The organism is Pelagibius sp. CAU 1746, from assembly GCF_039839785.1.
Classification (GTDB): domain Bacteria; phylum Pseudomonadota; class Alphaproteobacteria; order Kiloniellales; family Kiloniellaceae; genus Pelagibius.
Map to the genome: position 1 here is coordinate 3,283,079 of NZ_JBDOQT010000001.1, position 12,909 is coordinate 3,295,987.

Here is a 12,909-nt window from a genome sequence, read left to right on the forward strand (position 1 = left end):
ATGATGCACTTAATCCTGATAGTGGGTACTAGAGCGCCAGGGCCTGCGGCCGGCGGCTGCGCAGCCAGGCGACCACCATCAGGCGCGTGACCATAATGGCCGAGAACATCGAGGTGATCAGCCCCAGCGACAGGGTAACGGCGAAGCCCTTGATCGGGCCGGAGCCGAACTGGAACAGCAACACCGCGGCGATCAGCGTGGTCAGATTGGAGTCGAAGATCGTCTTCATGGCGCGCCGGTAGCCGGCATCCACCGCGGTAACGGGGCCGCGCCCGGACCGCATCTCCTCACGGATGCGCTCGAAGACCAGCACGTTGGCGTCGACCGCCATGCCGATGGTCAGCACGATACCGGCGATACCCGGCAGGGTCAGCGTGGCCTGCAGCACCGAAAGCGCGGCCATCAAGAGAACAAGGTTCACAACCAGCGCCATGCTGGCCATGGCGCCGAACAGGCCGTAGGCCCCGACCATGAAGATGATCACGAAGACGAGCCCCAGTACCGAGGCGATCTCGCCGGCGAGGATGGAGTCGGCACCCAGGCCCGGCCCCACCGTGCGCTCCTCCAGATAGGTGATCGGCGCCGGCAGCGCCCCGGCGCGGAGCAGCAGCGCCAGATCCTGGGCTTCCTGGGTCGTGAAACTGCCGGAGATGATGCCGCGCCCGCCGAGGATCGGCTCGTTGATCACCGGCGCTGAAATCACTTGGTCGTCGAGAATGATGGCGAAGAGCTTGCCGACGTTGTCGCGTGTGGCTTCCCCGAACCGCTTGGCGCCCTGCGCATCGAAGGCGAAGGACACCACCGGCCGCCCCTGATCGAAGGTCGCGCTGGCGCCGGTCAAGCTGTCGCCCGAGACCATGATCCGCTTGCTGACCACATAGCTGTCGGGCAGGCCCGGCCGTCCGCTGTCGGCGGCTGGCAGCTCTTCCGAAGACGGCGGCACCGGCCCGCCGGGACGCACGTTCTCGTTCACGAAGCGGAAGGTCAGAACGGCCGTCTTGCCGATGATCTCTTTCAGGCGCTGCGGGTCGTCGAGGCCGGGGACCTGGATCAGGATGCGGTCGTCGCCATGGCGTTGAATCGAGGCTTCGCGGGTCCCCAACTCGTCGATGCGCCGGCGAATCACCTCGATGGCCTGGGCCATGATCTGGTTGGCGCGGGCGCGCGTCTCCGCCTCGGTGAAGGCCACGCGAATGACGCCGGCGTCGTCGATGTCGATCTGCAGGCCCTGGCTCAGGCCGGCGACGGCATCGCGCGCCTTGTCGGCGTCGGCCGGGCTGTTCAGAGTCACGCCCACGTTCTCGCCCAGATCGCCTAGGCCGCTGTAGCCGATGTTGTCCCGGGTGAACTCGCGACGGATATCCTCGGCCAGGTTTTCACGATCCTCGGTGAAGACGTAATCCAGGTCGACTTCGGCAAGGAGGTGGGCGCCGCCGCGCAGGTCGAGTCCCAGGCTGATCTGCTGATGCGGCACCCAACCGGCGTCCACGGCCAGTTCGTTGGCCTGGTCGCGGCTGAACAGCAGGTTCGGCGAGGCATAGATCACGCCCAGCACAACCACCAGGAGGATCAGAATGACTTGCCAGCGCGGAAGATGGACCATCGAAGAGCGCTTTCCAGAGCGGTCCCGGCCTCAGGGAGGACTCAGGACTTGTTGTCGGGCTTCTTGCCGCCGAAGAGGCTGCCCAGCAGGCCGCCGGGCTTGTTGCCCTGGTCGTTGGCGGGCTTGGCGCCCCCCTCACCCTTGGCGGGCGCGGCCTCGGTCTTGCTCAGCACTTCCTGGATGGTATGGCGCATCACGCGGACCCGCACGCCCTCGGCCAGTTCGACCATGGCCTCGGTCTCGTTGACCACCTTGGTTACGGTGCCGATGAGGCCGCCGGCGGTGACGATCTTGTCGCCACGGCGCAGCGCCGAGACCATCTCGCGATGCTGCTTGACCTTCTTCTGCTGCGGACGGATCAGCAGGAAGTAGAAAACGATGATGATCAGGAAAATCGGCAGGAGCGACGTGAACATATCCGCTCCCCCGGCTCCTGCAGCCTGGGCATAGGCGGGCGAAATAAGCATACTTAGACCTCTTCCGAGCAGTCAGACCGGCGGACTATAACGGCAAGCGCGCGAATTGCAACGCCACCGCGCGCCGGCGGGGATCCCGTCCCGCTCACCGCCCGGCCGCTTGACCGAAAGCCCGAGCCGCAATAGATTTCGCGGCCAATTTCAGCCTGTTAAAGTTTGTTCCTTGGAGCATAGATGAACAGCCCAGACCCTGACAACCTCCTCCCGGTTCTCCAGCGTATCGCCGAGGCTTTGGAGCGACTCGCCCCCGCCCCTTCTTCGGCGGTCGACATGGACGGAGCCGACGCTTTCGTCTGGAACCCCGAACGCGACCGGCTGGACCCGGTTCACCATGTAAATCGGGTCGACATCACGCTTCTTCAAGGCATCAGTCGCCAGACCGAGACTCTGTACCAGAACACCCGGCGCTTCGCCGACGGCCTGCCCGCCAACAACGCCCTGCTGTGGGGCTCGCGCGGCGCCGGCAAGAGCTCCCTGGTGAAGGCCGTCCACGCCAAGGTCAACGACGACCGCGGAGACTCGCCCCGGCTGGCCCTGGTGGAGATCCACCGCGAGGACATCCCCAGCCTGCCGCAGTTGCTGGGCCATCTGCGCGGCGTCAAGCGCCCCTGCGTACTGTTCTGCGACGATCTGAGCTTCGACGGTGAGGATGCCAGCTACAAGTCGCTGAAAGCGGTGCTGGAGGGCGGTATCGAGGGGCGCCCGGCCAACGTCATCTTCTACGCCACCTCCAACCGCCGCCACCTGATGCCGCGCGATATGATCGAGAACGAGCGATCGACCGCGATCCACGCTTCCGAGGCGGTGGAGGAAAAAGTCAGCCTCTCGGACCGCTTCGGCCTCTGGCTCGGCTTCCACAACTGCGACCAGGACACCTTCTTCGCGATGATCGAGGGTTACGCCAGACGCTACGGCCTGGACCTGCCGAACGATCAGCTGCACGCCGAAGCCAAGGAGTGGTCGGTCACCCGCGGCGGGCGCTCGGGACGCGTCGCCTGGCAGTACATCCAGGATCTGGCCGGCCGTTTGGGCAAGCGCCTGGACGACTGAGGCCGGGGCTTGTCCCGGGCGCGGCGGCGGAGTTTCGAGGCGCCGGCTCTTGTACGCCTCTTGCTTTACGGCTGCGGCGCCTCGTCACGGTCGTGCGGGCCATAGTCGCGGACGACCGAGGCGACCCGGAGGCGGTAGTCCGCGAAGAGCTCGCGGCGTCCCCGCCCTTGCGCGGCCTGATGCCCGCTCTGGCTGCGCCAGCGGGCGATGGACTCCTCGTCGCGCCAGAACGACAGCGAGAGCAGCTTGCCCTCCTCCGTGAGGCTCGAAAACCGCTCTACCGAGATGAAGCCGTCGATCTGCTCCAGCTCGGCGCGCAGGGAGGCGGCGATGTCGAGATAGGCGCCCTTGTATTCCGCCTTGGGCCAGATCTCGAAGATGACAGCGTGCATGGACTCTGCTCCCGGCAGGCTAGTTCGCCGCCGAGGCGGTGCGCGGCGCGAGTTGAGTTTCCGGATTGACCGCGCGGGTCCCGCGCCGCACCTCGAAATGCAGCTGCGGGCGCTCGACGTTTCCGCTGCTGCCGACACGGGCTATGGTCTGGCCCTGGCTCACGCGGTCGCCGGCGGCGACCAGAAGTTGCTCGTTGTGGGCGTAGGCGGTCACCCAGCCGCTGGCGTGCTTGATCAGCAGCAGCTTGCCGAACCCCTTCAGCTCCTCGCCGGCATAGGCGACGACGCCGTTCTCGGCGGCGCGCACCGGCGTGCCGCGCGGCGCGGCGATGTTGATGCCGTCGTTGTGCTCGCCGCCCTCCTTGGCGCCGAAGGAGGACAGCACCCGCCCCTGCACCGGCCAGTGGAAAGCGGAGCCGGCGCGGGCCGGTGGATTGGCCAGGGCGGCCCGTGTCTCCGCCTTGGAGCGCGGCGGCTTGCGTTGCCCCTCGTTCGCAGGCGCCTCGGGCAGATCGCGCGGCGCCGCCTGCGGCGCGGCTTGCGGCGGCGTGGCTTCGGGCGGCGCATAGGCGACGGCGGTGGCCTCGGCGCCAGCGGCGGAGTCCGGTGTCGGCAGGATCAGCCTTTGGCCCAGCGGAATGCTGTAGGGCGGCTGGATGCCGTTGAGGCGCACCAGCTCGCTGCGGTCGACATTATAGCGGCGGGCGATGTTGTAGACCGTGTCGCCGACCGCCACCTCGTGCACCTGCGCCTGTGGAATGGTCAGTGCCTGACCGACGGAAAGAGCGTAAGGCGGCTGCAATTTGTTGGCGTCGATAACCGCGCGGATGGGCAAACCGAAACGCCGCGCGATGCCGTAGAGGCTGTCGCCCTTGGCGACCACGTAACGGCCGCCGGCGAGCATCGCCGAGGCCTGCTGAACGGCCGCAGGCTGCGCCGCCGCGAGCGGCTTGGCCGCCGGCATCGGGACCGGCTGGCTGACCGCCGTCAAGGGCGCCAGTTGTTGCACCTCCACGGCGGCCGACGGCGCCGCCGCCAGGGGCTGGGCCGCGGCGGTTTCCACCGGCTGGCCCCAGGCAGCCAGGCTCGCCGGCGGGACCGGCTTGCGCTGCGGCAACGGCGGCGGGTCCTTCGGCGTCACGAATCCGACGGGGCGGTAGTTGGGCGCGGCGAAGCAGCCGGCCAGCAGCACGCCGGCGGCAGCCAGAACCAGGCAAGCCGACCATCGCCGGGGCCTGCTCATGCCATTCCCTCGCTGCGTTGAATGAAACCGGACCCCAAAGCCACGCCGTCGTCGGGCACGCCTTCGACCAAGGGCACGAAGCGCACGTCGCTCAAGTGTTCCTCGACCAGGCCGTCGGCCGTGCGGGTCAGCCGCAGCAGCGCCTGGTCGCGCGAAGTCCGGCCGACCGGAAGGACCATGAGGCCGCCCTCGGCCAGTTGATCGACCAAAGCTCCGGGCACGTCCACAGCCGCAGCCGTCACGATGATGCGGTCGAAAGGCGCCTGCTCGCGCCAGCCCTTCCAGCCGTCGCCATGGCGGGTGGTGATGTTGTGCAGACGCAACGACGCGAAGCGTGTCTCGGCGATCTGCAGCAACTCCCTGAAGCGCTCGATGGTGTAGACCCGGCGGCAGAGGCGCGACAGCACGGCGGCTTGATAGCCGGAGCCGGTGCCGACCTCCAGCACCTTGGTGCGCCGGCTGGCGCGCAGCGCCTGCGTCATCAGGGCCACCACCTGGGGCTGGCTGAGCGTCTGTCCCTGGCCAATGGGGATGGCCATGTTCTCGTAGGCCTGATGGCGAAAGCTCTCAGGCGTGAAGGCCTCGCGCGGAATGCGTTCGATCGCGGAAAGGACGTCGGTATCCGCTATCCCGGCGCGGCGCAATTCCATGACCAGACGGATCTTGCGCGACGCCACCATCAGTCGAAGATCCCCTGCATCTTCTTCATTGTCCCCCGGTGCGTCAGGTCCAGGTGCAGCGGCGTCACGGATATCCCCCCGCGCGCCGTCACCGCCAAATCGGTATCCCTGTCCCGCGACTCGTCGACCTGGTAGCCGCCGATCCAAACGAAGCGGCGGCCCGAGGGGTCCTCTCCCTCGGTCACGGTAGTGCCTTGATCGCGGCGGCCCTGGCGGCAGACGTGGATGCCCTGCACCTCGTCCGGCGCCACCGCCGGGAAGTTCACGTTGACCAGCAGGTCGCGCCGCCATTCCATGGCCGTCAGGCGGCGCACGATCTTTCCCAGGAACTTCTCCGCCACCTTCCAGCGCACGGCGCCGTCGGCCTGGCGCTGCTGGCTGAAGGCGATGGCGCGGATACCGAGCAGCGCCGCCTCCATGGTCGCGGCCACGGTGCCGGAATAGGTCACGTCCTCGCCCAGATTGCCGCCGTCGTTGATGCCGGAGAGCACGAGGTCGGGCGGATGATCCGCCATGATACGGTGGTGGGCGACCAGCACGCAGTCGGTCGGCGTGCCGTCGACGGAAAAGCGTTTGGCGCCAAGGCGCCGTTCGCGCAGCGGCCGGCGCAGGGTCAGAGAATGACTGGTCGCCGATTGCTCCGTCTCCGGCGCCACCACCCAGACGTCGTCGCTCAAGGTCTTGGCGAGCTTCTCCAGGACCTTCAGGCCCGGCGCGTGAATGCCGTCATCGTTGGTGATCAGCACCCGCGCCTTCTTGAGATTGATCCCGCCCTTAGCCATCGGCAGCGATCACCTCCAGGCCGCCCATGTAGGGTCGCAGCGCCTCGGGCACCTCGATGGAGCCGTCGGCCTGCTGATAGTTCTCCATCACCGCGATGAGGCAGCGCCCCACCGCCACGCCGGAGCCGTTCAGGGTGTGAACGAAGCGCGTGCCCTTCTCGCCCCCCTTGCCACTCTGGGCCGGCCGGAAGCGCGCCTTCATGCGCCGCGCCTGGAAGTCGGTGCAGTTGGAGCAGCTCGAGATCTCGCGATAGGCATCCTGACCGGGCAGCCACACCTCCACGTCATAGGTCTTGGCCGCCGCGAAACCCATGTCGCCGGTCGACAGCACCATGGTGCGGTACGGCAGGCCGAGGCGCTGCAGTACCGTCTCGGCGCAGTTCACCATGCGCTCCAGTTCGTCGGCCGACTGCTCCGGCGTGGTGATCGACACCATCTCGACCTTCTCGAACTGATGCTGGCGCAGCATGCCGCGGGTGTCGCGTCCGGCAGAGCCCGCTTCCGAGCGGAAGCAGGGCGTCAGGGCCGTGACCCGGAGCGGCAGGCCTTCGGCAGCGATTATCTCCCCCGCCACCAGATTGGTCAGCGGCACCTCGGCGGTGGGGATCAGCCACATGTCGTTGGTCGTGCGGAACTGGTCCTCGGCGAACTTCGGAAGCTGCCCGGTGCCGTAGAGAATCTCGTCACGCACCAGCAAAGGCGGCGCCACCTCGGTATAGCCGTGCTCGGTGGTGTGCAGGTCCAGCATGAACTGCGCCAGCGCCCGGTGCAGACGCGCCACCTTGCCGCGCATGACGACAAAGCGCGAACCGGAGAGCTTGGCCGCCGCCTCGAAGTCGAGATAACCCAGCGCCTCGCCCAGCTCGTAGTGCTCCTTGGCCGCGAAGTTGAAGCGGCGCGGCTCCAGATGGCTGCGCAAGCAGACGTTGGCGCTCTCGTCCTCGCCGTCGGGCACCTCGGGCAGCGGCGCGTTGGGAAGGCCGCTCAGGAGGTCCTGCAACCCGGCGGCAAGCCGGCGCTCGTCTTCCTCGGCCGCGGCCATCTTGTCCTTCAGGCCCGCCACCTCGGCCATCAGCGCCGCGGCGTCCTCGCCCTTGCGCTTGGCCTCGCCGATGGCCTTGGACGCCTCGTTGCGCCGGGTCTGCATCGACTGCAGCCCGGTCTGCGCCTCGCGGCGCTCTGCATCGAGGGCGAGAACCTCCGCCGAGAGCGGCTCCAGCCCGCGGCGCTTCATCGCCGCATCGAAGGCGTCGGGCTCTTCACGGATCCATCTGATGTCGTACATAGGGGCACGCGACTCGGGTTTGTTACAGGCGAATCGGGCCACTTATACGGCCCAGCCGGCGCCCCTGTCCACGCCCGACTGCCCCGATTCGTCCCCGAAACGCCCGAAAAATACTACAGGAATCCAGGGCTTAGCTTTAGCGTCCGCCCCAAGGCCAGAGTCGAAACCGATGTTCCGATTCGAAAAGTGCCGCCAACTTAAAGTGATATCTGAAGAACGGGCGTTTACGGAAGTTAACGCGTCAGACCGCCGCGGCCCCGCGGGCGCCGGCTTTCGGCTGGTCGACCAGATGGTCGGTCAACACCGCCCCCACCCACATGGCGGTGAGCGCCAGCCATGCCGAGAGGGCGAAAGTGGAGCCGCCAGTGACGCCGGCGCCGATAGCGCAGCCGCCCGCGAGCATGGCGCCGAACCCCATCATGGCCGCGCCGCTCAGATAACGGCGCATGGACTTGGCGCCTTCGAAGCCCTCCAGCTTCCACTCGCGCGCCAGCAGCGCGGCCAGGGCGGCGCCGACGAACACGCCGGGGATCAGCCCGACGTCGAAGTCGACGGTGTCGGAGGCGGTCATGAAGAACATCAGCGTATCGGCCGAAGGGCCGGAGAAGGTCAGGCTCTCCACGGAGACCGGGTCGAAAGCCTGGCTGGAGACCATGGCCGTCAGCAGCCATCCCGCCCCCACCGAGAAACCCACGCCAGAGCCGAAAACCAGTACCGGCCAGGCGATGCCGGAGCGCCAAGAGGCGACCAGCGCGATCAGCGCCAGCACGGCGCCGATGGCGACGCCGGCATAGGGGCCGAGGCCGAGAAAGCTGGTGATTTCGATGTTGGCCGGCCCGGTGAGCCACAGCCGCGCCAGGGCCTCGCGCACCGGGGCCAAGACGCCGTAAAGCGACATCTGCGCCGTCACCGCGAAGACCAGGCCTGAAAGCAGCGCCCGCAGGTTGCCCCCGGCGGCCAGCACCAGCAACCGTCCGGAGCAGCCGCGCGCCAGCACCATGCCGGCGCCGAAGACGAGGCCGCCCAGGATCGCCCCGGACAACGAGCCGGGCGCGGACAGCCAGCGCGCTTGCTCCAAGGGCACCAGGCCGGACAGGGCGAAGGCCTGGGTCCAGAACACCGCCGTCGAGAAGCACAGCAGCCACACCGCCATGCGCGGGCCCAGCCGTCCGCGGGCGAACTCCACCGTGGCGGCGCGCAGGCAGAAGCGGCTGCGCTGGGAGGACACGCCAAAGATGATCCCCACCGTCAGACCGACCAGGGCCGCGGCCCCGGTGTCACCGGTCGTGTCGAGGATCCAGTTGATATCCATGGGGAAAGAGCCTGCCACAGTCGGAATTTCCACTTTATTAGCGGACAATTCCTACCGCGGCGTTGATTCAGGTCACATACCCCGGTCGCGAAAGCGGGTCAGGGGGCCGGCGGGACCTTATCGTCGTCCCCGTCCTTGGCCTCGGCGCCTTCGTCCTCGCCGTCAAAGTCCTCGAGGTCGTCGTCGCCGTACTCGTCCTCGCCCTGGGCCTCGGCGCGCTTCTTCTCGACCATCTTCGCCATGATGATGGAGATCTCGTAGAGCAGGACGATCGGCACCGCCAGGCTGAGCTGGCTCAAGGGGTCCGGCGGCGTGAAGACCGCCGCGACGATGAAGACGCCGACGATGGCGTACTTGCGCTTGGCCGCCATGCCCTTGGAAGTGGCCAGGCCGACGCGCGCCAGCAGCGTCATGACCACCGGAAGCTGGAAGCACAGCCCGAAGGCGAAGATGAGCTGCATCATCAACGAGAGATATTCGTTGACCTTCGGCTCGAGTTCGATCGCCAGCGAGTTCTCGCTGGCGGGCACCTGGAAAGCGATGAAGAACTCCGCCGCGAAGGGGAAGATGATGTAGTAGACCAGCGACCCCCCCAGGAAAAACAGGAAGGGCGTCGCCACCAGGAAGGGCGCCAGGGCCGACTTCTCGTGCTTGTAGAGGCCCGGCGCCACGAAGAGCCAGAACTGCACCAGGAAGACCGGAAAACAGATGAAGGCCGCCGCGAAGAACGCCACCTTCACGTAAGTGAAGAAGACCTCGGTCAGCGCCGTGAAGATCATGCGCTGATAGCGTTCCGAAACGTCATTGGCGATCATGACGTCGGCCAGGGGCTGCGAGAGGTACTGGAAGATCTGTTCGGCGAAGAAGAAGCAGACCAGGAAGACCAACAGCAACGCGATCACCGAATAAAGCAACCGCTGGCGCAACTCGATCAGATGGTCGAGCAGCGGCATCTTCTTGTCGTCGGGGTTGTCCGTCACGGTGGTCATGCGGTCTTCTTGGACCCTTCGTCACCGGAGGCCGGAGCGGGCTCGCCTCCACCCTCGGCAGTGCCGGCCTGCGGGGAGTCTTCCCCCGGCGGCGTCAGGGAGTGGGCAGGCGCCACGTTCGCCGAAGGCATCTTGGCCGCCGCCTTCTCGGCATTGCTCTCCTCGCCCTGCCCCGCCTCGGAAGACGGAGAACCGCCCTCGCTGCGCGCTTCCTTCTCGATGGCGCGCACCTCGCCGCCGACCTCGTCGTCCGGGTCGAGGGCGTTGGAGAGCGTGCGCTGCAGATTGCCCCCGCGGGTCGCTTCCAGGGCCTTTTTGGCGTCGTCCAGTTCCGCCTCGCGGACCATCTCGTCGATACCGGACTGGAACTCGCGCGTGAGCGATCGAGCCTTGCGCATCCAATGCGCAATGGTCTTCATCGTTTTGGGAAGATCTTTCGGTCCGATTACGACAAGGGCGATCAAGGCGATCACCGCCATCTCGGACCAACCGATATCAAACATGGGCGCCCATCATCGCGAAGGCATGGCGCAAGGACGCGGCCGGCCCGGCCTCAGCCGTTGGCCGCCTTGTCCTTTTCCTCGGAAGACGACATGGCCGCGCCGTCCTGGTCGATGACCTTGGGACTGTCGCCGGCCGTATCTTCTTCCTTCTTCTTGCCTTCTTCCTTGAGGCCCTTCTTGAAGGCGTTGATGCCCTGTCCCATGTCGCGCATCAGCTTGGGAATCTTGCCGCCGCCGCCGAACAGAACGAGCACAACTACCAGCACGATGAGCCAGTGCCAGATACTAAAGGTTCCCATTCCGGGATCTCCCTAATTTTAGTCTTAACCGCCTATTGAGGCGGACTATCGCAAAAAGCCCCAGCCGCCGCAACGCTCCTGGACAGGAGAGTTAACGGCCCTCACGGGGAAAAACAAAGGCTTGCGCCCGGTCCAGGGCCACCGCCAAACATTGCCTTTCGGGGGGAAGAAAGCGCCCCGGCACCCGGGCATGGAAATGAGGCGAACCCTCGGGCAGTTCAAGGCTGCGCAGGTGGATCAGGCTGGTACGGCCCATGAGGCGGGCGGCCATGACCGCCACGCTGTGCGGCGGCACCGGGCAGCCATCGTCCACGGGCGTCAGATGCAAGGCCTCCGGGCGGATTAGAACCTGTACGGGGCTACCGTCCGGCAAGCCGCCGGCCGCCACCGCACCAAAGGGCGTCGCCACCTCTCCCGCTTTAACAACACCGTCCAATTGGTTGATTTCACCGAAAAAAGAAGCAACGAAGGAATCCGCGGGCTCGTAGTAGAGATTGGCCGGCGTGCCCTGCTGAACCATGCGCCCATCGCGCATCAGCGCGATGCGGTCGGCCATGAACATGGCCTCTTCCGGGTCATGGGTGACCATCAGCGTGGTGGTGCCGCTCTGCTTGAGAACGTGCAGGGTATCATCGCGCACCTGCTGGCGCAGCCGGGCATCCAGGTTGGAAAAGGGCTCGTCCAGCAGCATGACCCGCGGGCGCGGTGCCAGGGCCCGCGCCAGGGCGACGCGCTGCTGCTGGCCGCCGGAGAGCATATGCGGATAGGCTTCGGCGGAGGCGGCCATGCCGACCAGCTTCAACGCCTCGCCCACCCGGGCGCGGCGCTCGGCGGCAGCGAGGCGGCGCAGCCCGAAGGCCACGTTGTCGGCCACGGAGAGGTGGGGAAAGAGAGCGTAGTCTTGGAACACCAAGCCGACGGAGCGTTCCTCGGGCGGCCGCTCGCGGCCCTCGCCGGCGACCACCTCCCCATCGATCAGCACCCGCCCCTGCTGCAGCGTCTCCAAGCCCGCGGCGACCCGGAGCGCCGTGGTCTTGCCGCAGCCCGAGGGGCCCAGCAGACAGACCACCTCGCCCGGCTCCAGCGTCAGGCTGAGGTCATCGACCGCCAGCAGGTCGCCGAAGGCATGGCTCACGTGTTCCAGGGATAGCGACGACATGGGGGGCGCTCAGGATCGGCCGGCCGCGCGGGTCAACCGGTGCTCCGCTGGGGTTCGTCTCGATCCTCCGCCTCGTCAGCGGTGTCCTCTTCCTCGTCCCCGGCGAAGGCGGCCTCTTCCAGCTCGTCTTCCAGCTCGTCGTCGGCTTCGTCGAAGTCCTCTTCCGCCGCGACTTCCGTGTCGCCTTCTCCTTCTTCGAGATCGCCGTCTTCCGCGCCCCCGGCGCTGATGTCCCCGGCATCGTCCCGGGCGTCGTCGCCGGCCGCCTCCAGAACCTCGTCCTCCAGGCCGTCTTCGGCGCCGTCCTCCTCAGCCTCCGAGAGATCGACTTCCTGCGGCAGCATCTCCTCGCCGAAGGTCGCCTCCAGCAGCTCCCGCTCGCTGCCTTCGATGATCTCGCTCTCGTCGTCGTCCTCGTCCTCGTCGACCTCTTCCGGCATCACGTCGCCGGCGGCCGGGAGCAGCCCCCGGTCGCCGAGCGCGGTCAGCGCCGGGCGGGTATCGAGCAGACCGGCGGCCTTCAGCTCCTCGACGCCCGGCAGAGCATCCAGCCCCTCCAGGCCGAAGTGGTCGAGGAAGGCGTCCGAGGTCCCCCAGGTGACGGGGCGGCCCGGCGTCTTGCGGCGTCCCTTGGGCCGGATCCAGCCGATTTCCAACAAGGCGTCGAGAGTGCCTTTGGAGAGTGCGACACCGCGCACTTCCTCGATCTCGGCGCGGGTGACGGGCTGGTGGTAGGCGATCACCGCCAGGGTCTCCAGGGCGACGCGCGACAGCTTGCGCACCACCTTGTTCTCCAACTCCATGCGCGGCGCGAGATCCTCGGCGGTGCGGAAAGCCCAGCGGCCGCCGCGCCTCACCAGGTTCACGCCACGGTTGGCATAGAGCGCCTCCAGGCCGGCCAGCAGCGGTTCCATCTTCACATCTTCAGGTAGGAAGCGGGCGAGCTGGGCCGGGGCCAGGGGCTCCGCCGAGGCGAAGAGCAGCGCCTCGACAAGGCGCAGGTTGTCGAAGTCGGTCGGGGCTGCCTCAGCTTCCCCGGACTCATCGCCGGACTCATCCTCGGCGGCGGCGGCGATGTCGCCCTCTTCGTGGTCTTCTTGCATCTGGTCGTCGGCGCCCTCCACCGCCAAGGCGGC

13 protein-coding genes and 1 pseudogene are annotated in these 12,909 nt (G+C 67.2%); 1 reads left to right on the forward strand and 13 read right to left on the reverse strand.

Annotation, left to right across the window (positions count from 1 at the left end):
- Positions 1–28: 28 nt before the first annotated feature.
- Together secD and yajC are read right to left on the reverse strand one after the other, a co-directional pair.
- Positions 29–1,603: a protein translocase subunit SecD gene (secD, locus tag AAFN88_RS15630; protein WP_347521317.1), complete on the reverse strand. Its 1,575-nt coding sequence runs from the start codon at positions 1,601–1,603 to the stop codon at positions 29–31.
- Between the two features lie 41 nt (positions 1,604–1,644).
- Entirely contained in the window at positions 1,645–2,019 is a 375-nt protein-coding gene (gene yajC, locus AAFN88_RS15635) for a preprotein translocase subunit YajC (protein ID WP_347521318.1), read from the reverse strand.
- Positions 2,020–2,253: 234 nt separating this feature from the next.
- Between yajC and AAFN88_RS15640 the strand changes: the two genes are divergently transcribed.
- On the forward strand, positions 2,254–3,129 hold the full coding sequence (locus AAFN88_RS15640) for an ATP-binding protein (protein ID WP_347521319.1): 876 nt from the start codon (positions 2,254–2,256) through the stop codon (positions 3,127–3,129).
- A 65-nt stretch (positions 3,130–3,194) separates the two neighbouring features.
- Here AAFN88_RS15640 and AAFN88_RS15645 read toward each other — a convergent pair whose 3' ends face one another.
- The 11 genes and pseudogenes from AAFN88_RS15645 to scpB all read right to left on the reverse strand — a co-directional run.
- Complete coding sequence (locus AAFN88_RS15645) at positions 3,195–3,521, reverse strand: antibiotic biosynthesis monooxygenase (RefSeq protein ID WP_347521320.1); 327 nt, start codon at positions 3,519–3,521, stop codon at positions 3,195–3,197.
- A 19-nt stretch (positions 3,522–3,540) separates the two neighbouring features.
- Positions 3,541–4,764 carry a M23 family metallopeptidase gene (locus AAFN88_RS15650; protein WP_347521321.1) on the reverse strand — a complete coding sequence of 408 codons (1,224 nt, stop codon included), beginning with the start codon at positions 4,762–4,764 and terminating at the stop codon, positions 3,541–3,543.
- Positions 4,761–5,447, reverse strand: a complete 687-nt coding sequence (locus AAFN88_RS15655) for a protein-L-isoaspartate(D-aspartate) O-methyltransferase (protein ID WP_347521687.1) — start codon at positions 5,445–5,447, stop codon at positions 4,761–4,763. The genes AAFN88_RS15650 and AAFN88_RS15655 overlap by 4 nt, the downstream gene beginning before the upstream one ends.
- Positions 5,444–6,226: a 5'/3'-nucleotidase SurE gene (gene surE / locus AAFN88_RS15660; protein ID WP_347521323.1), complete on the reverse strand. Its 783-nt coding sequence runs from the start codon at positions 6,224–6,226 to the stop codon at positions 5,444–5,446. The genes AAFN88_RS15655 and surE overlap by 4 nt, the downstream gene beginning before the upstream one ends.
- Positions 6,219–7,511, reverse strand: a complete 1,293-nt coding sequence (gene serS, locus AAFN88_RS15665) for a serine--tRNA ligase (RefSeq protein WP_347521324.1) — start codon at positions 7,509–7,511, stop codon at positions 6,219–6,221. Before serS ends, surE begins: the two co-directional genes overlap by 8 nt.
- 241 nt (positions 7,512–7,752) lie before the next feature.
- On the reverse strand, positions 7,753–8,823 hold the full coding sequence (locus tag AAFN88_RS15670) for a YeeE/YedE family protein (RefSeq protein ID WP_347521325.1): 1,071 nt from the start codon (positions 8,821–8,823) through the stop codon (positions 7,753–7,755).
- A gap of 98 nt (positions 8,824–8,921) precedes the next feature.
- On the reverse strand, positions 8,922–9,812 hold the full coding sequence (gene tatC / locus AAFN88_RS15675; RefSeq protein WP_347521326.1) for a twin-arginine translocase subunit TatC: 891 nt from the start codon (positions 9,810–9,812) through the stop codon (positions 8,922–8,924).
- Positions 9,809–10,315, reverse strand: a complete 507-nt coding sequence (gene tatB, locus AAFN88_RS15680; RefSeq protein ID WP_347521327.1) for a Sec-independent protein translocase protein TatB — start codon at positions 10,313–10,315, stop codon at positions 9,809–9,811. The genes tatC and tatB overlap by 4 nt, the downstream gene beginning before the upstream one ends.
- Positions 10,316–10,365: 50 nt before the next feature.
- On the reverse strand, positions 10,366–10,614 hold the full coding sequence (locus AAFN88_RS15685; RefSeq protein ID WP_347521328.1) for a twin-arginine translocase TatA/TatE family subunit: 249 nt from the start codon (positions 10,612–10,614) through the stop codon (positions 10,366–10,368).
- A gap of 91 nt (positions 10,615–10,705) precedes the next feature.
- Positions 10,706–11,773: an ABC transporter ATP-binding protein gene (locus AAFN88_RS15690; RefSeq protein WP_347521330.1), complete on the reverse strand. Its 1,068-nt coding sequence runs from the start codon at positions 11,771–11,773 to the stop codon at positions 10,706–10,708.
- 467 nt (positions 11,774–12,240) lie between these two features.
- Positions 12,241–12,774 (reverse strand): annotated as a pseudogene (scpB, locus tag AAFN88_RS15695) (SMC-Scp complex subunit ScpB); the annotation flags it as partial.
- Positions 12,775–12,909 lie beyond the last annotated feature (135 nt).